This window comes from Spirosoma horti, assembly GCF_054776595.1.
Window position 1 is genome coordinate 873,889 of sequence record NZ_BAAHBQ010000001.1, and the last position, 20,612, is coordinate 894,500.

Annotated in this window: 24 protein-coding genes and 1 tRNA gene; 16 read left to right on the forward strand and 9 right to left on the reverse strand. The window is 45.6% G+C overall.

The features are described from left to right. Nucleotides 1-559 precede the first annotated feature (559 nt). From ACYVAM_RS03610 to ACYVAM_RS03630, 5 genes are all read left to right on the forward strand, one after another. On the forward strand, nt 560-871 hold the full coding sequence (locus tag ACYVAM_RS03610; protein ID WP_461063988.1) for an MOSC domain-containing protein: 312 nt from the start codon (nt 560-562) through the stop codon (nt 869-871). After that, the gene (locus ACYVAM_RS03615; protein WP_461063990.1) at nt 765-1,295 is read left to right on the forward strand and encodes an MBL fold metallo-hydrolase; all 531 of its coding nucleotides are present in this window, start codon (nt 765-767) and stop codon (nt 1,293-1,295) included. Before ACYVAM_RS03610 ends, ACYVAM_RS03615 begins: the two co-directional genes overlap by 107 nt. Before the next feature lie 103 nt (nt 1,296-1,398). Then, nucleotides 1,399-1,830 carry a DUF6130 family protein gene (locus tag ACYVAM_RS03620; RefSeq protein ID WP_461063992.1) on the forward strand — a complete coding sequence of 144 codons (432 nt, stop codon included), beginning with the start codon at nt 1,399-1,401 and terminating at the stop codon, nt 1,828-1,830. Between the two features lie 49 nt (nt 1,831-1,879). Then, nucleotides 1,880-2,677, forward strand: coding sequence for an alpha/beta hydrolase (locus tag ACYVAM_RS03625; RefSeq protein ID WP_461063994.1), 798 nt, complete (start codon nt 1,880-1,882; stop codon nt 2,675-2,677). Nucleotides 2,678-2,749: 72 nt separating this feature from the next. Further along, the gene (locus ACYVAM_RS03630; protein ID WP_461063996.1) at nt 2,750-2,950 is read left to right on the forward strand and encodes a glyceraldehyde 3-phosphate dehydrogenase NAD-binding domain-containing protein; all 201 of its coding nucleotides are present in this window, start codon (nt 2,750-2,752) and stop codon (nt 2,948-2,950) included. Between the two features lie 460 nt (nt 2,951-3,410). Here ACYVAM_RS03630 and ACYVAM_RS03635 read toward each other — a convergent pair whose 3' ends face one another. Together ACYVAM_RS03635 and ACYVAM_RS03640 are read right to left on the reverse strand one after the other, a co-directional pair. Next, nucleotides 3,411-6,536: a hypothetical protein gene (locus ACYVAM_RS03635; protein WP_461063998.1), complete on the reverse strand. Its 3,126-nt coding sequence runs from the start codon at nt 6,534-6,536 to the stop codon at nt 3,411-3,413. 203 nt (nt 6,537-6,739) lie between these two features. Then, nucleotides 6,740-6,813: transfer RNA gene (locus ACYVAM_RS03640), tRNA-Arg, on the reverse strand. Between the two features lie 325 nt (nt 6,814-7,138). On the opposite strand from ACYVAM_RS03640, the gene ACYVAM_RS03645 reads away from it, so the two are divergent. Beyond that, complete coding sequence (locus ACYVAM_RS03645; RefSeq protein WP_461064000.1) at nt 7,139-7,477, forward strand: hypothetical protein; 339 nt, start codon at nt 7,139-7,141, stop codon at nt 7,475-7,477. A gap of 125 nt (nt 7,478-7,602) precedes the next feature. Then, the gene (locus ACYVAM_RS03650) at nt 7,603-7,854 is read left to right on the forward strand and encodes a hypothetical protein (protein WP_461064002.1); all 252 of its coding nucleotides are present in this window, start codon (nt 7,603-7,605) and stop codon (nt 7,852-7,854) included. Between the two features lie 237 nt (nt 7,855-8,091). On the opposite strand, the gene ACYVAM_RS03655 is transcribed toward ACYVAM_RS03650, so the two are convergent. Then, nucleotides 8,092-8,505, reverse strand: a complete 414-nt coding sequence (locus ACYVAM_RS03655) for a response regulator (protein WP_461064004.1) — start codon at nt 8,503-8,505, stop codon at nt 8,092-8,094. A 151-nt stretch (nt 8,506-8,656) separates the two neighbouring features. Between ACYVAM_RS03655 and ACYVAM_RS03660 the strand changes: the two genes are divergently transcribed. Continuing rightward, complete coding sequence (locus ACYVAM_RS03660; protein WP_461064006.1) at nt 8,657-9,064, forward strand: response regulator; 408 nt, start codon at nt 8,657-8,659, stop codon at nt 9,062-9,064. Nucleotides 9,065-9,177: 113 nt separating this feature from the next. Here ACYVAM_RS03660 and ACYVAM_RS03665 read toward each other — a convergent pair whose 3' ends face one another. Both ACYVAM_RS03665 and ACYVAM_RS03670 read right to left on the reverse strand, forming a co-directional pair. Continuing rightward, the gene (locus ACYVAM_RS03665; RefSeq protein ID WP_461064008.1) at nt 9,178-10,413 is read right to left on the reverse strand and encodes an ATP-binding protein; all 1,236 of its coding nucleotides are present in this window, start codon (nt 10,411-10,413) and stop codon (nt 9,178-9,180) included. A gap of 10 nt (nt 10,414-10,423) precedes the next feature. Then, entirely contained in the window at nt 10,424-11,239 is an 816-nt protein-coding gene (locus tag ACYVAM_RS03670; RefSeq protein ID WP_461064010.1) for an alpha/beta fold hydrolase, read from the reverse strand. Between the two features lie 326 nt (nt 11,240-11,565). Between ACYVAM_RS03670 and ACYVAM_RS03675 the strand changes: the two genes are divergently transcribed. From ACYVAM_RS03675 to ACYVAM_RS03705, 7 genes are all read left to right on the forward strand, one after another. Continuing rightward, on the forward strand, nt 11,566-12,225 hold the full coding sequence (locus ACYVAM_RS03675) for a DUF6766 family protein (protein WP_461064012.1): 660 nt from the start codon (nt 11,566-11,568) through the stop codon (nt 12,223-12,225). Nucleotides 12,226-12,248: 23 nt separating this feature from the next. Then, on the forward strand, nt 12,249-12,965 hold the full coding sequence (locus tag ACYVAM_RS03680; RefSeq protein ID WP_461064014.1) for a hypothetical protein: 717 nt from the start codon (nt 12,249-12,251) through the stop codon (nt 12,963-12,965). A 151-nt stretch (nt 12,966-13,116) separates the two neighbouring features. After that, complete coding sequence (locus ACYVAM_RS03685) at nt 13,117-13,476, forward strand: hypothetical protein (RefSeq protein WP_461064015.1); 360 nt, start codon at nt 13,117-13,119, stop codon at nt 13,474-13,476. Nucleotides 13,477-13,507: 31 nt separating this feature from the next. Then, nucleotides 13,508-14,662 carry a zinc-dependent alcohol dehydrogenase gene (locus ACYVAM_RS03690; RefSeq protein ID WP_461064017.1) on the forward strand — a complete coding sequence of 385 codons (1,155 nt, stop codon included), beginning with the start codon at nt 13,508-13,510 and terminating at the stop codon, nt 14,660-14,662. Between the two features lie 10 nt (nt 14,663-14,672). Beyond that, nucleotides 14,673-15,206, forward strand: a complete 534-nt coding sequence (locus tag ACYVAM_RS03695; protein ID WP_461064019.1) for a hypothetical protein — start codon at nt 14,673-14,675, stop codon at nt 15,204-15,206. Between the two features lie 43 nt (nt 15,207-15,249). After that, nucleotides 15,250-15,423: a hypothetical protein gene (locus ACYVAM_RS03700; protein ID WP_461064021.1), complete on the forward strand. Its 174-nt coding sequence runs from the start codon at nt 15,250-15,252 to the stop codon at nt 15,421-15,423. Between the two features lie 96 nt (nt 15,424-15,519). Next, nucleotides 15,520-16,260 (forward strand): succinate dehydrogenase/fumarate reductase iron-sulfur subunit, encoded by a 741-nt coding sequence (locus ACYVAM_RS03705; protein ID WP_461064023.1) that lies wholly within the window; start codon nt 15,520-15,522, stop codon nt 16,258-16,260. A gap of 88 nt (nt 16,261-16,348) precedes the next feature. Here the strand turns inward: ACYVAM_RS03705 and ACYVAM_RS03710 are convergent, their stop codons facing one another. The 3 genes from ACYVAM_RS03710 to ACYVAM_RS03720 all read right to left on the reverse strand — a co-directional run bounded on the left by ACYVAM_RS03710 (nt 16,349) and on the right by ACYVAM_RS03720 (nt 18,712). Next, a complete protein-coding gene (locus ACYVAM_RS03710; RefSeq protein WP_461064025.1) occupies nt 16,349-16,738 on the reverse strand; it encodes a DoxX family protein in 390 nt (129 codons plus the stop codon). Between the two features lie 327 nt (nt 16,739-17,065). Next, on the reverse strand, nt 17,066-17,347 hold the full coding sequence (locus ACYVAM_RS03715; RefSeq protein ID WP_461064027.1) for a hypothetical protein: 282 nt from the start codon (nt 17,345-17,347) through the stop codon (nt 17,066-17,068). Nucleotides 17,348-17,815: 468 nt separating this feature from the next. Continuing rightward, complete coding sequence (locus ACYVAM_RS03720) at nt 17,816-18,712, reverse strand: App1 family protein (RefSeq protein ID WP_461064029.1); 897 nt, start codon at nt 18,710-18,712, stop codon at nt 17,816-17,818. A gap of 226 nt (nt 18,713-18,938) precedes the next feature. On the opposite strand from ACYVAM_RS03720, the gene ACYVAM_RS03725 reads away from it, so the two are divergent. Further along, nucleotides 18,939-19,817, forward strand: a complete 879-nt coding sequence (locus ACYVAM_RS03725; protein WP_461064031.1) for a diacylglycerol/lipid kinase family protein — start codon at nt 18,939-18,941, stop codon at nt 19,815-19,817. A gap of 165 nt (nt 19,818-19,982) precedes the next feature. Here ACYVAM_RS03725 and ACYVAM_RS03730 read toward each other — a convergent pair whose 3' ends face one another. Further along, nucleotides 19,983-20,423 carry a hypothetical protein gene (locus ACYVAM_RS03730; protein WP_461064033.1) on the reverse strand — a complete coding sequence of 147 codons (441 nt, stop codon included), beginning with the start codon at nt 20,421-20,423 and terminating at the stop codon, nt 19,983-19,985. Nucleotides 20,424-20,612: the final 189 nt, after the last annotated feature.

The window sequence follows — 20,612 nt, forward strand, 5'->3', positions numbered from 1 at the left end:
CCCAACTAAAGACCACCAGTAAGGTAGCCAATGCAATCCCAAACGATGTATAAACAGTTGATTGCATGTTTCCCCTTGATTTATGTGTTTAGTAACGGATCATCTGAACGGCGTTGACCAGACGACCCGATGGCTTGACATTAATTTATGGTTTTATGTATCCCGCCTGGCCTATAATAGTAAGTTGCTTACTGAGCGTCATAATCATTAACTCCTCTTCAGTACAACGTTGAATGGCCCCTTCATTCCCCATATCGAGCACTTTGGCTAATTTCTGACTCTTCCCTATCTAAGCACCCATCCACTATGATGGAGTTAAGCGTTGGAGTCTCCAAACCGATAGAGCCTTATGACGTTGACCTACTAAAAGTCATGACGGTTGCTAAGCATTTAAAGAGGCATTTACCTGGTTTTTCTCCCCGCTAAGCTCCTTTTTGTGCTTTGGCACGCTTTTAGGAAGCCTACGTTCTTGTTGAAGGCGTCTAACCGTTTTGTTATAAGTCCCAACTATGGCCTAGCGTTTAACTTGTCACAACTTTTATGCGTATTCATTCGATTAATGTTGGTTTGCCTCGTGCAGTGGGGCGAACGGTCTATCCTGACCGGTATCTTCAAAGAGCCTGTGCCAGGGCCAGTATCCATCGAGTTGCACAATCTCCAGGGGGATCGACAGGCTGACTTCAGCGTACATGGTGGTCCTGATAAAGCTGTGTATACCTATGATACCACTCATTATAGGTACTGGCGAAACGAAATTAGTCTGGATGACTGGACACCCGGTTTATTTGGCGAGAACCTCACAACAGTGGGGCTTGTCGAATCACACCTGGCAAAGCGATACCCTAGTGACGCCCGACGGAACGATTCTTGATATTACCGCCACGCCAGCCAGACATAGCCCTGCCGGAACGGAGAAAATACAGGGAGACGTCACGGGGTTTCTGTTGTCGATCAAAGGGGAGCAGGAGGCCGACATCTACCTGACCGGCGACACGGTGTATTACGAAGGCATTGCCGAAGTGGCTGACCGCTACAACCCGGCTTATGTTTTTATCTTCGCCGGAGCGGCTCAAACCAGGGATCCATTCAACGTAACGATGGGAACGAACGACGGCCTGGATACCGCCCTGGCTTTCCCGAATGCCACCATAATTCCGTTGCATTACGAGGGCTGGAAGCATTACACGCAAAACAAGAAAGACCTGCAACGCGCCTATCAGGTCCTTGGTATCGACCAGCGCTTAACCATTCTGGCACCGGGCACAGAAACGGCATTTGAACATCCATCCCATTGAAAATCAGGCTTCTGCCTGGCCTTCATTTTCCACTTCCCCTAAACTTCTTTGCTTCATATTCTACTTAAATCCACTGGCGCTCAACGCGCTCGTGTCTATCCTTATGGCACTTTCTGTCACCGATTCAACGCAGGCACAATCGGCCTCATCACCGGCCGATCAACAATCGGCACGGGCCATTCGGGGCGCTGCGGCCGTCGTCCCACTGGCATCAGAACCACCCGCCAAACTGGTGGTCGATGACCCATTACCCGAGCCGTTGGCCCTGGGTCGGGTCGTTGTCCAGTACCGTACAGAGAATCTGCACATCGTGCCCGTCTATGGTCCGGCGGCCCTGGATGTTTCTCCGCGCATTGGTCATCTGCACGTAACCGTTGATGATGCTCCCTGGCACTGGCTTGACGCAAGTAACGAACCAATCACACTGAATGGTTTTCCGGCGGGTCAACACAAGCTGCTGATTGAGCTGGCTGACCCCACCCACAAAATTATTGCTGCTAAATCCATCACTTTCATTGTCCCTGAGCGAAACTAAGCCAGGCGATTCCATCACCTTATCATTTTCACCAAAATCTATCACAATCATGTTACGTCTCAATCAACTTGCGCTGGGCGCTCTGACGGGTTTGTTTTTTGCTTTTCTCTCCATCGAATCGGCCCAGGGCCAGGTCAAGTCTAGGGGTTTAAAAAATGTCGTTTTGGTTCATGGAGCCTATGCCGACGGTTTCAGCTATAATAAAGTAATTCCTCAACTGCATGCGAAAGGCCTCAACGTGGTGGCGGTACACCTCCCCCTGACGTCGTTGGGAGACGACGTCGCGGCCACCCAGCGGGCCATCGCCCGCATGAAAGGTCCTGTATTGCTGGTCGGCCATTCGTGGGCGGGCATGGTTATCACGCAGGCCGGTAATGATCCTAAAGTAGAGGGCCTTCTCTACATATCGGCGCTGATACCCAACGATGGTCAGGCAGTGGTCGACGTGGTAAAAGGGTATCCGGATTCGCCCGGCGGTGCTGAAACGCAGGAAGACGCTTCGGGCTTTTTGTACCTGAGTGAAAAAGGAATGAACGAGGATTTTGTCCCGGATTTGTCACAGGTTGACCGGTTAAACGTGTTTGCCACCCAGGGGCCGTGGGCAAAAAAAGCCTTAAGCGATAAAGTGACCAGAGCGGCCTGGAAAACCAAGCCATCCTGGGTGATCATCGACAAACAAGACAGGATGGTAAGTCCGGTTCTGCAACGGGATCAGGCCAAACGCATAAAAGCGACAACGCTCGAACTCAACAGCGGGCACGTATCGATCCTGTCCCATCCTAAAGAGGTCGCCACCTTTATTATCGAAGCGTCTCAGAAACTGCCTACCCAGATCAGTAAACGATAAACAGTGCTACTCTCCCCAGTAACGGAAGTATTATCACTGTGAATCAACTAACTACACAAAACAACCTACCTGATGACACGTATTGCCTTACATGGCTTTGGCCGGATTGGACGGCAGTTCCTGCGAATTGGTCTTCAGAAAAACCTGTTCGTTCCAGTTTCTATTTCCGACATTAAAGACGCGCCGACTTTAGCTGCTTTATTTGCGGTGGATACGAATTACGGTCGTTGGCCGGAACTAGTCTCGGCTAGTGCCCTCATGTGGTGGCCGTAACGGGCAAGGCACCCAATCAGGCGCTCACCGTTGCTTCACCCAGTGGCTTTGCGAAACTAATTCGTAGTGCCGGTACGCCCGGTAACGTTGACAGCCAGCCCCCGATGAATCGAATGAAATGAGCTTGTTTTTGACACTCTCCGAAGAAATCGGCGACGTATTGATGGAACCGCCCGGCAGTCGGCCAGCGCTAAGAACCGAAGACTATTGATCCGTGGTAAAGCAGTAAAGTTGGGTACATGTATAGCTCTCCACAAAAGCAATCACTTTTGGCTAACTTGACTTTTGTTTACTACAAGAGTTTATCCTGAACGAAAAAATTGGTAATGGCTGAACTGTGTTGATAGGCAGTTGGTAGTCAAACGATTAAATAGCTAACGTATTAAATGCTAATAGGTCAATGATTGTTATGTACTAGCTAGTCTTCTTTTGATCAACACAGTTCAGCCATTACCAAAAATTAGCCATTACGAAAAACAAAATTGCCAATAAAGGATATTTTTTCATTCTTACTATATGAATCTAATACTTTAAACATATTATTGATATACACATAATGCTCAGACCATGCACCACTTGCATATTTATCCAATAAGCTTTCTAATAAAGTAGCGAAGTATGCTTTTTCCATTGGCGAATATTGCGTATAATATAACCAATCGTAACACGCTCTAGCTAAGAAAAACCACGCATCTGTATCAAAGGAGTAATTAAGTAGAAACTCCTCTAATTCCTTAATACTTTCTATCGCTTCATTAAGTTTATTATTATCCCCTAAAAATCTGACATAATAATAAATTGATTTAGCCCCAAGTGTAATCATTTTTTGATCTTCAAGATTAGAGCTTACTAAATCTAATAACTCATCATAATAAATTTTAAAATTTATTAAATCCTTTTCTTTCATAAACATATAGAATATATTATACTTAATTGAAGCGAATAAATAAGTAATTGATTTGCTATGAGAATACTGATTCAGTAAACTAAAGGCATTATCTTTGATATATAAAATAGACGCTAGTTTTCCATTCTCGCCATAGTAATATATCAAATTATTAACTGTATCTGCATAATTAGAAATTACTGATTCAGTATCAGGATTTAATAATGCAAATTCCAATAGTTGATTGTATTTTGAATCAATAAAATTCCATATTCTTTCTTTTAAGTAAACAAGAGTTAGTTCTTTCAAAGCCATTGAATAATGATTTTTGACAATTTCATTATGACTAGAAATAGCTAGATCTTTTATATAATTCAATTTTTTCTCACACATTTCCCAATCTTTCGCATATACATATCCCATCAATAAATTATAGACACCTTTAATTTGACAGACAAATAGTTCCTCATCTTTTTTATAATTGTTACTAAGTTCTTCAATTTGTTTAAATTTCGATTCAGCATCATCCCATTGATTATTCATACAATAGTAGACAATAGCCCCCAGGTTAGAAGCGGCTATCTGCAATTTTAATAAATCAGTTACAGGGCCTTTTTGAAGCTGAGCATTAATTGACTCTACATCGATAGTGGACAAAGGATAATAAGATAAAGGGGGCCACAACCAACCCCATTCACTCCATACTTGTTCATTAGAATTTTGGGGAGGTAGTGTTGTCCATAAATATTTATAAGCACTTCTTAAATGATGAGGAAAATTTTCAAAATCACGAAGTATTCGTTCAACAGTATATCTGGTTTCTTCCGGTTTTAAAACCCAAGCTGTTTGTATTAAATCTCTTACGGCATTAGTGCCATCAAATTCTCTCAACATATTAGATAGGTTTTCCAGTATAAAGTACTCTCCAACTATATCTGGCTCCATCTCTTTAAAAATCAAATCCCCAACGTCTTCTTTACTCTCTTGTACTTGAGACAATTTGTCATATATTTCTACAACTGGTAAGCTTTTAAACCAAGCATGTTTTTCTAGATAAATATTATGTAATAAATTTTTTGATATACTTCTAGTCAATGTAGTTAATACAACTAAATTTTTGTGTGTCTCCCCTAATTCATTCCATTTATTACTTTTGCTCCAAATTTCTCTTTCCTCCCGACTAAGTAAATTTTTGAGTAAATCATGAATATTCCAGTTTTTAATTTCCTCACCTTCAGCTAAAGCCATCCCCACAATAAAGGCAAATAAAGGACGACCTGAAGGATCAATTTTGCTCAATGCATTCAAAGCATCTTCTTTTCTGACTCCTACCGTTTTCCCTTGTTTTCTATGAACTTCTAAAATTATTTTCCAACTATCTTCTCTAGAAATAGCCCCGAGTTGAAGAGTATTTTTCGGCTCCCCAGCATTATAAGAACTTGCAAAGACATCCCTATTATTAACAAAGCCCTCCCACCAATTCCCTCTTATTTCCCGTTCTAAAAGTAAAACCCGAACAGGTTTATTTATATTATTTACATTTCTATTCAACTTACTTATCATTTCTCTTACATCATCAGCGTATGAAGATACGTAGTCAATTATTATAAGTGTTGGTTTATCAGGCTGCCATTTACTCCAATTGAAGTTTTCCAATTCAGAAACTTCTAAAAAGCCAGCATATATATCTACAGCATCTGCTTGCAAACAAAACTCTAAGCTTAATCTACTTTTTCCCACACCAGCAGGACCCTCAACAATCCACCAACTAAACTTATTTGAATTATCATTATTTAGAAATTGCCACAATTTATCTATTTCATTATCTCTATGAAGAAAAGTCGTATAACGCAATACATATTGGTAACTAAAATCTCTAGGCAGTGATGTGTACCGATCTGATAGAGTTAAAATTAAGGCTGGCTCTAACTGTTTACTAATTCGTTCTTGGTATCTTTCATTATCTACTACGTATTTTTTAAAATTTAATTCACTAGCCCTTTGTTTATCTCTTATTAACTGCAAACCATGACCTATATTATATAATGTCTCATTACTTCTATTTGCATTATTAATTAAGTCATTAAGTACAGTTGATATTTTATTTAATTCTTCTTGATTTTCATTCAAAGTACGAGCAGCATATTCTAAAATGTGAACAAAGTAATCTACCTGCGCCTTACTATCTCTTTTTAATTGTTCATTTAAGTGATCTTTCAATTCACTATCAAACTCATTTACAATAAAATTAACTAGATCAGTTAAGATAATGTCATTTAAATCAGGAGTATATACTTCACCACCTCTATTTGAACAGATTGACTTGAAAAAGGATAACTTATCTGATATATAAAGATCAATGTATCGCTCATTAATCTGCTCTTTATTAAGTTGAAAAGAAAGAGAGTCAAAAAACAATTTAATTTTTTGACTCTCTTCTTCGGTTAAATTTCGCTGTTCAATATATCTAACTGATAAAGATTTTGCTAAATTCTCAATCGCCTTTCCTATGGCAGATTCAAGATCATTGCTAATTTTATAAGTAGGAAGTTCTCTGATTAATTTATAATAATCATAAAATCTTTTTGAAGCAAGCCCCTTAACGAAGTCAATGAGCCCATCATCAATATTTACAGAATCAAGTAAATCTATTTTATCATGGTTCTGAGTTAAGGCCACCACTCCTAACCAAGCACCCATCTTACTAAGCGAACGTAGTACCTTACTTAACATTTTATATTTGGATAGAGGTTTTATATAGCAATTTACACACTTTTAAATACTGTATTGAATCGCAGTATACTTCCTGACTAAGTAAGATGAGAGAAGATTGTTGTACCTAATGTTGTGCCTAAACGCAAATCAGCTAGCTAGCAACGAAGCTAACTAGCTGATTATCAAGGTGATCCCGATTGGATTCGAACCAATGACCGCCTTCTTAGAAGGAAGATGCTCTATCCAGCTGAGCTACGGGACCAAATTTGGAAACTGGCTGCCATCGACAAACCAATCTTTTTCTACACAAGCAGGCTGAGCTTTTCCTTAGCAGAGTGTCTAGAAGCATCAAAATTACGCCCATTGATACGATAATGCAAAAAAACTAAGCAACCAGAGCCATTTTTAAATTTAGCAGTAACTGATCGGATCAGTGCCGCACATCAAGGATGACCCGAGTTATCTCCGAATCTGGACGAGCTTTTGCGTAAACGCTGCCAGTCGAATCAGATTGAGGTGAGCGAATAACATTTACCTGGCAAAGAAGTTATCTACCTGTCGGTATCCTTAATCCCACTGATAGACCAATGAGTAGTAACTCCGAAAATCTGAAAGTTATTTTTTTCGAACCTGCATCTGAAAGTAAGGCGGGTCGTATTATCGCTGATGCCTATTTTAGCTTCGTACCCACGTTTAAGGAAGGCGATGAAATAAACATTGCCCTTTCCCGAAAAGAAACAGCCAATGAAGCTGTGCACGATCCGATTGGGCACAAAACCCACAAAATCGTCAAAACCGACTGGGTGATGATGATTGATGAACAAACAAAAGAAGCGCTGGCTACACTTGTTGTCTCGGTTTCGTTGCTTACTCAATCGGCCAATGTCATCTCAGAATTCCCAAATATAATCGGCACCCATGCTTGACGTATAGACATAGTAACCAGGCAAATTGCCGGATACTGGTTATCAGCATGTAGTATGAATACAGGTAGAAATGCGTTTTGTAATCAGAAATAGTTACCTTGTAGGTTAGGCAAAACACCTTAACTATGGCTAGATTTATTGAAGTGACAGTTAGTGAGCGAAATACCTTATTCGATGCAGGTCATATTGCAAGCGTGATGGACATGGCAGCGGGTTGTTATGTTTATGTGGTAGGCATTGCACAGCCGTTTAACGTAACGGAAACATATCAGGAGGTTGTCAGCGCGCTCAAAAGAGCTCCCGACATTGCTGGTTTTGTCTATTCCATTATTGACAAGGCCAAACAAAGCACTCCACCAGCAACCGTGGGCTGGTAAACGCAGTATGTTCTACAGTGAGCTGAGCAAAATAGACTATAAGCAGAAAAGCCCGTCCAAACTCCGACGGGCTTTCTTTTAGTCACAACCTGCCTATTCCCATCTGCCTCGTGTCTCTCCTATATCCAGATGTCAACTGAATCCGTTAATGGGCAGCTTATCGCTTTTCATTAATAATTGCCGCGCTATTTAGAAAAGTCAACGTGCTTCAGGAAGTTGACCAAACTTTAGTTCAGGTTAAATACATTGATCCAGCCGCCATGTTTCGCGAAGATCCAGCACCATCTGGCCCAACAGGTCCATAGTAAGCGGTTTAGTCAAAAACTCGTTTGCCCCTAAAGCAAAAGCACGCTGACGATCAACGGCGTCGTTGGATGTGGTGAGAATTACAATAGGTTTATTCGCATACAAAGAGTGGTGTCGCAGCAATTGCAACGCTTCCAGACCATTGATGCGAGGCATATTCAAATCAAGTATGATCAGGCAGGGCTCCGTATTAACTTCCGACAGCGCATCGAGTAAAGCTAACCCATCTTCAGCAAATAGCAAATGACATTCAGGGCTGTACCGAGCGAAAGCGTAGCGCAAAAGCAGCCTGTCGTCTTCATCATCATCTGCAATAAATACACTATGAGCCGGCAAATCTTTCATGGACCTGGATAATCGTTACGGGGTTTGTTGCAACCAAGATACAACAATGAACTCAATTACCCTTTGAACATATATAATTTATAGATTTACTTAAGTAAACAATTACCCACTATCTCGTGTCTATGTACATACGACAACCTGTTCAACACGGATGAATACATCAGCTTTTTGGGTAGCCCTCCTGGATGAGGATGAGGACGATTTTGTATTCTGGCAACACGGCTTTCGGACCTGGGCTACCGAAGGCGAATTAAAGTGGTACTCGTCGGCCGAGCGCTTCCTGAACGAAGCGATAACCGCTCCCACTAAACCTTCCGCCATTGTACTCGATGGCGTAGTTCCCAAAGGAGAAGAAGTAGCCTGGCTAAAAACCTTACTGAGCCATGTTTGCTGCGAGAACACGCCTGTGTTTATGCTCGTTGGCCAGTTAAAGGAAGAAGACCGGCAACGTTATCTGGACCAGGGTGCCACCGACTATCTGATCAAGCCTACCTCTTCTGAAGAGTTAGAGAAAATAGTTAAACTACTGGTTCCCAAGACCAACCATACATCTCTTTAAACATCCTGACTTCTCGAGTACCCGGCTCGGTCGCGAATAACTTAAGCCAGATTACTTAACCTTGACGCGTCAGGCAGCGATCACGAACCACAGATGCTGGTTGCGGTTCGGTCTTACACGGGCAGATATACATGGAAGGTAGCGCCATGACCGAGCTGGCTCGTAGCCGTGATCGCCCCTCCGTGATTAGAAACTACTTTTTCGCAAATGGCCAGACCAATACCCGTTCCAGAATAGTCTTTTTTTCGATGCAGCCGCTGAAAAACCTGAAAGATCCGGTCAAGGTATTTCTCATCGAAACCAATTCCATTATCCGCTACGGTGATGCAGTAGTAAGCCCGGGCGGTGCGCGCGGGCCTTATCGAAGCCGGTAAACGTTTTGCAGTCAGGTATCGCGTGTTTAGCTGAATAACCGGACTTATGCCGGGCTGCCGGAACTTTAAGGCATTACTGATCAGATTCAGGAACAGTTGGCCCAGCTGAGTGGCGTCACCTAGCAGAGTTGGTAGTTGGTCGACATGGATGACAGCGCCCGTTTCCTGAATACGCATCTCTAAATCTGCCAGAGCCAGCTTGACCACTTCCGACAGGTCAACCTCGGCCTGTACGTCCTGCTTCGTCGAAATAGTTGCAAAGGCCAGTAAATCACTAATCAGCGTAGACATCCGCCCAGATGCGGAGTACATCCGATCCAGCAGCCCGATTCCTTCTCCAAGTTTATCCGCATACTGATCCTTGAGCAATTCGGCAAAGGCCTGAATTTTGCGCATCGGCTCCTGTAGATCATGACTCGCTACATACGCAAACCGTTGTAAATTTTCGTTGGACCGATTTAATTCAGCGTTTAAATCACTAAGATCGGTATTAGCCACGAGTAACTCCTGGGTTCGTTCAGCTACCCGTATTTCAAGTGCCGTGGCTAAAGCCCGATAATTGGCTTCACTCCGCTCGACAGCAAAACGGGCTTGTTCAGCCGATTTGCGCGCCTGGATAAGCTCCGTTTCGTAACTCTGGCGCTGCCCGATTGGCAAGTAGGCGCAGTTCATCTCCCACGCCTTGTTGTGCTGCCGACCAACGGCGTTCAGCAGTATTGGAATTTGTTCACCATGCCGGGTCAACAACGTCAGCGCGACTTCGTCTGCCCGCCCGTTATGATTGACAAGTGGATAGAAATTATTGTGGTAAAACAGCAGACTCGCTTTTGTTAAAATCTGACTAATATGCTTCCCGGCCAATTCGGACGGTGCATAGCCAAGGTGTTGTTCGGCGGTCGAGTTAATACTGATGATTGAGCTATCTTCACTAACCCGAATAACTCCACAAGGAAGTTGGTTGATCAAATCATCCATAACTGACAAACTAGTTCTGTTGAAGAGTGGATAAATAGTCCCTCACCAAAGCAACTGTTTCAGCCGAAGCGCTCATGTGTGGATAATGGCCTGTTGCCCGCATATACCGCAATGTACTGTATGGCAAATGCTTATGAATATATTCACCCACAAACAAGGGCGCAACAATATCCTGGGAAGATTGCAGAATCAGGGCTGGCACCTGTAGTTTCGGCAATTCAGAACGGCAATCGGAAAAATACGTAATACGGGCGAACTGCTGCATGATGACCCAGTCTGCCGCGTAAAAGCTTTGCGCCAGCTCCTGGCTTAAAGCAGGCCTGTCCGGATTAGCCATAACTGCGGGCGCTAAAGTCGTTGCCCATCGCATGTAGTTCTGATCCATCATATCCAGCATCTGATCGATATCAGTCTGCTCAAAACCACCGATGTAATCGGGTTGGTCATTTAGGTAACGGGCCGATGGAGCTATCATAACAAGCTGATCAAAGTATTGCGGTTGCTGAATAGCCGCCAGAAGGCCAATCATTGAACTGACCGAGTGGCCCACGAAGACTACCTTTGTCAACTCCAGAGCCTGGCATATATCCAGCACATCCTGTGCATAACCAGCAAGATCATTGTAGCGAACTGGATCATACTCAGACCGGTCGGACTTGCCCGAGCCAACGTAATCAAACAGAATCAGGCGGTAATTCTCTTCAAAGGCGGGTGTAACGTAACGCCACATATGCTGGTCGCAACCGAGTCCGTGGCCGAAAAGCATAGGCTGGGTCCCCTCACCGATTATCGTTACGTTATTGCGTTTCAGAACATCCGAGTTCATGCTTTCTTGGATTAAATGACGCCAAGCTGACTAACAGATTTTTGTTACTACTTTTTGGGGTAAAATTTCGAACAAGTTAAGCTATTTTATTTATCATAAACAAAATCAGTAAAGCTTATTCCTGTCAGAGTGAAGCCATGATACAAAAGACCTCCTTGCCGGCTTTGGCATTGGGCTGATGCTCAGCGATGAGAAAAGAGAGTTTTAGTTAATTCAGCCCTGTAAAATCCAGAGAAAAACAAAGGAAGAAGGATTCGGTTAATCCAGTTGATCGATGCGGCTTCTCCATTGCGAGACACCCTTATCTACTCGTACCTATCATTCGTATGAAAAAGTTTCTCTATGAAAATGGCCTTTCCCTCCTCCTGCTCTTTATCACCATTTTGACCTTGTCGGGGCAACTCGTTGTGGGCTGGCACGAGTTCAACAACGAGTTGAGCGATTACGGACGCTCCCCTTTAACATTTGGTGCCTACCTGACCAGTGGCCATTGCATTGAAGCTGTTTTCGAAAACTGGGAGAGTGAGTTTTTGCAAATGGGCTTGTATGTACTTCTAACCGTGTCACTCCGGCAGAAAGGTTCCTCTGAATCCAAAAGTCTGGATTCAGAAGAGGAGGTTGATCGGGAGCCCTCGCCAACGCGAAAAGGCGCTCCCTGGCCCGTTCGGCAGGGGGGCTGGGTGCTGGCACTGTACAAGAATTCGCTCAGCATCGCCTTTTTCCTACTCTTTGGCCTTTCCTTTTTCCTGCATGCCATCGGGGGCGTAAAACAGTATAATGCAGAACAGGTCCTGATGGGCAAACCCGAGCAGCTGTCGCTCTGGCAATTTCTGGGTACGAGTGAGTTCTGGTTTCAGTCGCTTCAAAACTGGCAGAGCGAATTTTTATCCGTGTTGTCCATTGTCGTACTGTCTATTTTTCTGCGGCAGAAAGGTTCTCCCGAATCCAAACCTGTCGATGCCCCAGATTCGGAAACGGGCGAATGAAATACCCTCCATTTTATCTCAACATGAAAAAACTTCTTCTTTTCTGGACATTCGTAAGCTGGAGTCTAACGGCCCTGGCGCAGCAAACCATTTTTAGTGTACCGTCTTCAGACATAACGCCAACCCACAAAATCCTCGCCCAGCAACAGCTCGACATTAATGGGGAACAGATCCGGTCGTCGACAACAGTGGATTTTGGGCTGGGGCACAATTGGGAGGTCGGACTGAATATCTATAACCTCGACTATTCACCCAAACAACGTAGCTGGCAACGCAATGACACGACCTTACAAATGCCCTACGCGCCTTTATTACTGATCAATGCGCAACGGACCATTGACCTGACCGAGACCCTGCACCTGGGCCTGGGCGGGCAAACGGGCCTCAATCTGTTCCCAACCACACACAGCAGCGCCTGGGTAGGCTGGGGCTACGCGAATCTGGGGGCTAGTTTCGACAAGGAACACTATCAGGTTGTTATCGGGGCCTATGCCGGGAATCAACGCTACCTGGCCGAAGGTTCAACCGTTGGTATGCACCTGGGCATCGATGCCGGTATCTGGTACGAAAAAGTTCACTTGCTGGGCGATTGGGCCACTGGCACCCACGAATACGGCCAGTTGGTGCTGGGCGTGGAAGTTTACCTACAGAAACATCTCCCCCTCGCCCTGGGCTGGCGCCGATCCAACCAGGATGGTAGCCAGGGGGCTATCGTTCAACTTACCTATACGCCCAAATAACTCCGGTAGCCTGACAAATACCCAAAGACCGTTACCTTACTTCTCTCACCTTGTACTACACTATGGTCTGACGGAGCTGGTTTCATGAGAACGTGGTTTCCACGTTCTTAAACCAACGTATGGTATGAAAAAGGTAGGTATTGTATTCACCATGGCACTACTGTTAGGACCGATGAGCGTATGGGCTCAGGCTGGTGGAAACACAGGTAGTAATGACAAAGGGAGCAATAGAGGAACCCAAAGTTCATCCCCTCAGAATAACGCCCGACAGGCCAACACCAGCCAGACAACAGGCAGAGGAGTTCCGTATAATAAAGACGCTGAACAGAAGGCAAGCTCAAAAGGAACAGGCTCTGCTTCGGCCAGTGTATCGGCGAACTCAGGTTCATCTTCGTCACCAAAGGGAAAGAGTATGACGGGCAGCAAATCGGGCGGTAAAAACGCCGGGCAGGGCAGCACCATGCAAGGTAGTAAAACAGGCGGCACATCAGGAAGCTCCAACAACCAGTAGACATACGAGCACTCAACTAAAAACCTGATATATGTTAGCGATGAACTACCGAGGTCCGTTTCGAGTACGGGCCACTCAAAAACCCATTCCTGAAATTTTACACCCCAGCGATGCCATTGTTCGGGTCACCCGTTCCTGCATTTGCGGGTCTGATTTACACCTCTATCACGGTCTGGTTCCCGACACACGGGTAGGCATGACCTTCGGCCACGAATTCATTGGCGTCGTTGAAGAGATCGGATCGTCGGTCCAGAACCTGAAAGTCGGCGACAACGTCATTGTACCCTTTAATATTGCCTGCGGGAAGTGTGCCTTCTGTAAGCAGGGACTCTTTGGCAATTGCCACGAATCGAACCCCGAAGCGACAGCTGTGGGCGGCATATTTGGCTATTCACACACGGCGGGTGGCTACGACGGTGGTCAGGCCGAATTTGTCCGGGTGCCGTATGCCGATGTTGGACCGACCATCATTCCCGACTGGATGGACCATGATGATGCCGTTTTGTTAACCGACGTAGTACCAACAGGCTATCAGGCGGCCGAAATGGGCGGCATCAAGCCGGGCGACACCGTGGTCGTTTTCGGCGCTGGCCCCGTGGGCATTCTGGCGGCCAAGTGTGCGTGGCTGTTCGGTGCAGGACGTGTCATCGTTATCGACCACCTCGAATACCGGCTTGACTTCGTTCGTAAATATGCCCAGTGCGAAGCGTATAACTTCCGGTCGATGAAGGACCCCGTTCTGTTTATCAAGCAAACCACCGACTGGTTCGGAGCCGATGTTTGTATCGACGCCGTTGGGGGCGATGCCTCCGGTAGCCCGCTCCAGACTATTACCGGGAAAAAGTTACTCCTGCAGGCCGGTTCGGCAACGGCGCTTCACTGGGCTATCAATTCCGTTAAAAAAGGCGGTATTGTCTCCATTGTGGGTGTCTATGGCCCTACTGACAACCTGGTTCCTATTGGCAACGTGGTCAACAAAGGCATCACCATTCGGGCCAACCAGGCATCGGTCAAGCGCCTGTTGCCCAGACTCATCGACCACATTCAGGCGGGTCGGTTGAACCCAAAAGAAATCATTACACATCGGGTGCCTCTGGAAGAAGTAGCGGACGCCTATCACATTTTTTCAGCCAAGCTGGACAACTGTATCAAACCAATTCTAATTCCACCTTCTGCCCGAAAATAAGAAACGTATTATGGAAGCAACTCCGATAGTTGAACAGATACCAGGCGATTATTCGCACATAAATGGCTGGGGAATAGATGCCGACCCGAAAAACGAGCCGACCTACCCCATGAAACATTACACGGGTGACGACCACCAGCGCTTGAACTGGGAACGGCCACCATTACAGCCAGCAACGGTAGAGGTACTTCACTCCAACGAACGCCCTACGCTTACGGCCGTTTTTGGCACCTCGTCGCCCCCTTCTGGCCTGAGTGGCGCCCTGCGCCGGTATGCCTTCACCTTTAGTGAATCCGAATACGGCCACTGGCTTCCCCTCCTCCTCGCCGACCGGATCAATGTGGTAGAAGGGATCGTGGATGACTTGAAGCAAGGACATATTCCCAACATTTTTGCCGAAAAGGGATGGAAAGCCGACTGGAAATACAACCGGAAAGGACTCGTGCAAAATGTACTGGTCGGGGTTGTCGTTACCACAGCCGTAATCGCCTTATTAAGTCGCAAAAAGAAGCCTACGGTGGCCCATAAACGGAGACTTAGCTGATCCAGCCCATTAATTCTGGCTGACAGGAATATATCAATACCTCATGAAGATAGGTGAACGCCTGCTCAAACACCTCAACAAAACGTACGAGCCAAACCGGATGATTGCCTTCCGGTTTGGCCGATACGACGTAGCGGCAAAGACCAACGAAGAAGGTAATCCAATTCTTGTGTTTGTCGGTACTGCCGATGAGCGAGGCATTATCAAAGGAGATTAATTTGCCCGCCGATTACTGAAAGACGCCAATGGGGCTGTATCTAAAGACCATTGGGACTATAAAGGTAAAGTATAAAATATAGTCGTTTATAATCGCATGAATGTCACGCTGAAAATCTGGCGGCAGAAGAATGCCAGCACCCCCGGTAAATTAGTCGAATACAAAATGGCTGACATCGACCCGGATATGTCATTTCTGGAGATGTTCGACATTCTCAATGGCCAGTTAACACACAAGGGGGAACAAATAATAGCCTTCGATCACGACTGCCGCGAGGGCATTTGTGGCTCCTGTTCCATGTACGTCAATGGGCGACCACACGGGCCGCAAACCGGAGCGGCTGTCTGTCAATTGTACATGCGTAGCTTCAATGATGGCGATACCATTGTGGTAGAACCCTGGCGGGCGCGAGGATTTCCGATTGTCAAGGATTTGTCGACCGACCGATCCGCTTTCGACCGGATCGTGCAGGCGGGGGGCTATATTTCGGTGAATACCGGATCGGCACCTGAAGCCAATGAGATTCTGGTTTCCCGCGAAACGCAGGAGACGACCATGGACGCGGCCGCCTGCATTGCCTGCGGGGCCTGTGTAGCGGCCTGCAAAAATGCATCGGCGATGTTATTCGTGGGCGCTCAGGTATCCCGCTTTGCATTACTTCCGCAGGGGCAGGCTGAACGTCGGCAGCGCGCCGAACGCATGGTTGCCCAAATGGATTCTGAGGGCTTTGGCGCCTGTTCGTTTACGGGTGCCTGCGCGGTCGAATGCCCGGCTTCGGTGTCACTGGAAAACATAACCCGCCTGAATCGGGAGTATCTGGGCGCCAAGATCAGGTAAAGGTAAAGAAGCCGTTTGAGAGGAAAATATGACTTTCTGAATTAGGTCATCTTTTCCCCTCAAACGGCTTCCTTGCTAATCTAAAAGCCTAAACAGCCTCCATCATCCTGGGCTGTGGCTGACTCTTTTTATGGTAGAAACTATAAGAACCATACCCGATCAGTAGTAACACCAACATGGGTATCCAGTCGGTAATTGGTTTGCCGACACTGTAAACGGAATAGGCTGCCCCCAGCAAATCGAAGAACAAACCGGCATACGCCCACTCTTTAAGGCGCGGAAAACCCGGAACGAGTATGGCAATGACGCCCAGGAGCTTGGCGACGCCCAGAAACGGAATCAGATAGGCAGGATAGCCTATCTCTTTGAATCCCTGTACAGCCATTGGAACCACCATAATGTCGGGAATGGCCGAACCTACCATCGCGAAGGCAAATAAGCCCGTAAAAACCCAGTAGATAATGTTTGTTTTTTTCATAGCCTTTGCTGTTTGTCAGATCGCCAACTAGGGGATAATAGCTCACCAATATAGTATCGTTTTTACGGCTGAGACTACACAGACACGCATTGCCGGATCGGTAGGTGGCTTTACAAATATACTACAGTCTGTTGCGACTGAAGGGGGCTGATGAAGGCAATTTAAGGGGGAATTTGCGACATATTCGTCGGTACCTGAGCCTGATTTTATCGGCTAGCCGAAGCTCGTATGCCAGCTAAGAACGATCAGACACAGGCAGTTTACCTGGCTAAGCCTAAAGTCAGTTGAGAAAACAGCTTAACAACTATATGAAACAAAGTAGCTCGCTCAAGGCACTATAGCCTCCAGACTAATTTGATCTACATAGGGCAGCAACTGGCCTGAACAACCTGCCTTATCGGCAAAGCTATTTACCCGAGAAGGCTCCCAGTTTGCTCCGCTTCCCCGGGAAGAGGGCCATCGATAATAGATTTCCAAAAAGACATTACCCCAATGATAGAGTTTGACTAGTTGTTTTTTGGCTTGACGCTCAGCAACAAAGCGGCCTTTGAGGGGAATGAGAACTACCTGCTCGGCGATGGTCAACCGATTAAACTGATCCACATTCATAAACAAAAGAATTTACTAGTGAAACACCAATCAAGCTGTGGATAAAGAGATAGATTCTGGCAAAAGTCTTTCGACTCACGGCTGATGCTTGTTTTTGGCTACATCTATACCTTTTATAGGATCACTACTAGTCGGTATCGAACTCTTCAGTAAGCCCTGGTAAAATCAACCAGATCTTTAAAACATGCCAACTTAAGAATAACTCCAATATACTTAAAATTATTATACGAAAATATAGTATATACGATATACAGTTATTATATACTAACAAAATCACAGATATTTAACCTTTTGCTATATTAAAGCAATTTAACTTATACGAATACAAATAAATGGCCTATATGTTCTATTTATCAGTAAAACTGCAAACTACATAAGTTATGTGCAGTATCAGCACAATTGATTATCCGGGAAATTATTTTTTCAACGTTCAACGGGCGCTGCTTTGTTGCGTATGAATCTTGTCGATTAACTAGTGACAAGGCCAATGGAAATGGAATGCTGCCGGGCGTCGGCACTATGAGCAAAGTAACAAGAAGCCACACCTTTTGCTTCGATGCGGGCCATCAACTCCATAGTCCGGGCTTTGTGCTTCGCGTGAATCTGGCGAATGTAAACACAGCGTATTTGCCGGGTATACTGCTGAACAACAGACTCATAAATGATTGGATCCTGCTGCGAGTCGTCACCGAGTAAAACAAACTGTCGATCAGGATAGGTGTCCAGGATCTGCGCAATTCGATCAAACTTCGTATGGTGCTTGCCTTTCCCGGTTTTCAGCACCTGCGATAATCGTTTAAGCTGGCTCAGGCGATATACGCCTTTGGGTAAGCCATTTTTCCGGGAAAACTCCAGAATATAGTCGTATAGATTCCATTCGCTGCTCGACACATAAAAAAACGGATTCGCAGCATGCGGATTGTTATTCGCTCCGGCAAGCAATTGATAATGAGACACAACACCATCGAATGGCATCCGGCTGTGGGCATTTTCGGTGAGCAATACCAGCAAGCGTTTCGCAATGGTGGCCGAATGCGAAACCAGAAAGGTATCGTCGATATCGGAAATGCACATAAACGGGGATGAATGCGGCAATAAAACGTTCCCTTCACCCTCGGCGAGTATGGTCTCGGGCGCTAATGTTTGGGAGATAAGTTGCGCTCGAACAGCATGCCAGCCAGGAAGCAATGGCGCTGGCAGCGGTATGTCGACCTGAAAACACCCATCGGCGTCCGACATGACCTGCACAGTCTGGTTTTCTACGCGCAGCCGAACCAGGGCGTGCGGATAAGGCCGCACCAGAAACAACCGTAATACAGCCAGCAGGTTGATGAAGTCAATATCCCGGTATTTTTGTCGCGGCATTGCGCTTCGTCGAAGGACATGACCGTAAACTGTGGCGTACTTATCGTTCCCAAAACCTCTATATACTTTAACGACCGGCTGATCTGTTATCCGGAGCAATGTTAATAAATAGTGTTTTAATCTACCCTTCAGGCTTATTTTTTGTTTATACCCAAAAGGGGGTTGCACAGTGTCCATAACGTTCAAGCAGTTTCAGCCCTTGTATAACCTATAATCTGTTTAGAAGTTGATATTTTTATTTGCAATCAACCCGGTATCAGGTGGGACGGACAAAAGCGCCTGGGAAGAGGGTATCACTAATTTTTTCGCCGACTTACCGCATACCTGCCATCAGTTCCACCTCAACGGAAAAACAGATGAGGCTACCATCCGTCAGCAAATCGATGAGCACAAGCCCGACTGCGTTGTTGCCGTTGGGGGCGACGGCACCCTTAAGATCGTGGCTACTGTCTTGCTTGAAACGGATATTCTCCTGGGCGTATTGCCAGCCGGATCAGCCAATGGTATGGCCCGCGAACTGGGCATCCCACCCGATATTAACGGTAGCCTTGCTCTGTTAATCGACGGTGTGCCCAGGGCAACTGACATTATTACTGTCAACGAAAATGACACCTGCCTGCACCTGAGCGATATTGGCCTGAATGCGCAACTCGTTCGCTATTATGAAAAAAATAACCTGCGGGGTAAGCTGGGTTATTTGCGGGGAGTAGTCAGGGTGCTGCAAAAACGGCGATTATTACGGGTTTCCATCACGGTTGGTGACGAGCGCATTCAGCGGGCAGCCTTTATGGTGGTGCTGGCCAATGCGCGGATGTATGGAACCGGAGCCATTATCAATCCCGAAGGAGATCCTTTCGACGGTCACTTTGAGGTCGTTATCTTCCGTCGGTTATCGTTTTGGGAAATCATCAAACTTTTCTGGCGTTACCGGCCGTTCGATCCTAAAAAAATAGAGATCCATCCAGCAACGTCCGTGGAGATCGAAACCCAGCGACGGGTCTACTTTCAGGTCGATGGGGAATATCGGGGCCGTGTTACCAACCTCAAAGCCGCCATCAGACCTGGAGCACTGCGCATAATTGTACCCAATAATGAGGTGAAATAGGCCGGTCATCAACCAATCCAATGGCCCTAAAAAAAGATAAGGTTCCCCGATCGAAGCGGAGAACCCTATACTGACTATTCCTAAACCCTTAACCTTTTCTACATGAAAAACTAACTTTTACTCTTTTCTGTTCCAAATCCAAAAGAAATCAGGATTTGATTTATCTTACTGAATGTCAGCGGCTTCAACAGCAGATTGATTAGCATTCCAAAGGAAATTAATCATGCGTGTTGTGTGATCGGCCTGGTGCATCCAAAGACTAGCGTTCGCATCTTTTTGCTTGGCCAGTGTATTCGTTACTTGAGCGGCTGCTTCGTTAAACTTAGCGCGGTCGGCAGGACTGATGTTCAGAACGGCCGCTGGGCTTTGGTTATACAAAGAGACAACACTCATAAAGTTTGTCCAATTGGTAGTTTGCGCAAACTTGCCAACGTTTTGTCCAATGTATGCAGCAAACTGCACTTGTGAACCATTGACAAGCATAGCACTTGCCGGCTTGGTGGCTGCCGGGCTATCATCAGTGTTGGTGGTGGTAGCCGCGTTTGCCTGAGTGATCACTAATCCTAATCCAAGAACTACTGATGCAAAGATAACACGCGATTTCATTGTTTTGTTCTATTTTGTTTTCAATTAGATAACGCACAAAGGTCTATAGAAAGTTTGAAAGTGCAAACGCCCATTATGTCCTCTACGAAATTTTCTTCCGAATTTTATGCCGTTTTATTTTAAATAATCACTATCTGTCAAAACAAATTGAAAACAAACCAAATAAAATTTTAATATTAAGATAATATA

Coding starts and splice junctions, on each gene's coding strand:
- ACYVAM_RS03680 (WP_461064014.1), top strand. CDS start 12,249: ATGAAAAAACTTCTTCTTTTCTGGACATTCGTAAGCTGGAGTCTAACG.
- ACYVAM_RS03710 (WP_461064025.1), bottom strand. CDS start 16,738: ATGAAAAAAACAAACATTATCTACTGGGTTTTTACGGGCTTATTTGCC.
- ACYVAM_RS03720 (WP_461064029.1), bottom strand. CDS start 18,712: ATGCCGCGACAAAAATACCGGGATATTGACTTCATCAACCTGCTGGCT.
- ACYVAM_RS03665 (WP_461064008.1), bottom strand. CDS start 10,413: ATGGATGATTTGATCAACCAACTTCCTTGTGGAGTTATTCGGGTTAGT.
- ACYVAM_RS03685 (WP_461064015.1), top strand. CDS start 13,117: ATGGCACTACTGTTAGGACCGATGAGCGTATGGGCTCAGGCTGGTGGA.
- ACYVAM_RS03670 (WP_461064010.1), bottom strand. CDS start 11,239: ATGAACTCGGATGTTCTGAAACGCAATAACGTAACGATAATCGGTGAG.
- ACYVAM_RS03675 (WP_461064012.1), top strand. CDS start 11,566: ATGAAAAAGTTTCTCTATGAAAATGGCCTTTCCCTCCTCCTGCTCTTT.
- ACYVAM_RS03700 (WP_461064021.1), top strand. CDS start 15,250: ATGAAGATAGGTGAACGCCTGCTCAAACACCTCAACAAAACGTACGAG.
- ACYVAM_RS03645 (WP_461064000.1), top strand. CDS start 7,139: ATGAGTAGTAACTCCGAAAATCTGAAAGTTATTTTTTTCGAACCTGCA.
- ACYVAM_RS03655 (WP_461064004.1), bottom strand. CDS start 8,505: ATGAAAGATTTGCCGGCTCATAGTGTATTTATTGCAGATGATGATGAA.
- ACYVAM_RS03615 (WP_461063990.1), top strand. CDS start 765: ATGACTGGACACCCGGTTTATTTGGCGAGAACCTCACAACAGTGGGGC.
- ACYVAM_RS03635 (WP_461063998.1), bottom strand. CDS start 6,536: ATGGGTGCTTGGTTAGGAGTGGTGGCCTTAACTCAGAACCATGATAAA.
- ACYVAM_RS03715 (WP_461064027.1), bottom strand. CDS start 17,347: ATGAATGTGGATCAGTTTAATCGGTTGACCATCGCCGAGCAGGTAGTT.
- ACYVAM_RS03660 (WP_461064006.1), top strand. CDS start 8,657: ATGAATACATCAGCTTTTTGGGTAGCCCTCCTGGATGAGGATGAGGAC.
- ACYVAM_RS03620 (WP_461063992.1), top strand. CDS start 1,399: ATGGCACTTTCTGTCACCGATTCAACGCAGGCACAATCGGCCTCATCA.
- ACYVAM_RS03695 (WP_461064019.1), top strand. CDS start 14,673: ATGGAAGCAACTCCGATAGTTGAACAGATACCAGGCGATTATTCGCAC.
- ACYVAM_RS03690 (WP_461064017.1), top strand. CDS start 13,508: ATGTTAGCGATGAACTACCGAGGTCCGTTTCGAGTACGGGCCACTCAA.
- ACYVAM_RS03705 (WP_461064023.1), top strand. CDS start 15,520: ATGAATGTCACGCTGAAAATCTGGCGGCAGAAGAATGCCAGCACCCCC.
- ACYVAM_RS03730 (WP_461064033.1), bottom strand. CDS start 20,423: ATGAAATCGCGTGTTATCTTTGCATCAGTAGTTCTTGGATTAGGATTA.
- ACYVAM_RS03625 (WP_461063994.1), top strand. CDS start 1,880: ATGTTACGTCTCAATCAACTTGCGCTGGGCGCTCTGACGGGTTTGTTT.
- ACYVAM_RS03650 (WP_461064002.1), top strand. CDS start 7,603: ATGGCTAGATTTATTGAAGTGACAGTTAGTGAGCGAAATACCTTATTC.
- ACYVAM_RS03610 (WP_461063988.1), top strand. CDS start 560: ATGTTGGTTTGCCTCGTGCAGTGGGGCGAACGGTCTATCCTGACCGGT.
- ACYVAM_RS03630 (WP_461063996.1), top strand. CDS start 2,750: ATGACACGTATTGCCTTACATGGCTTTGGCCGGATTGGACGGCAGTTC.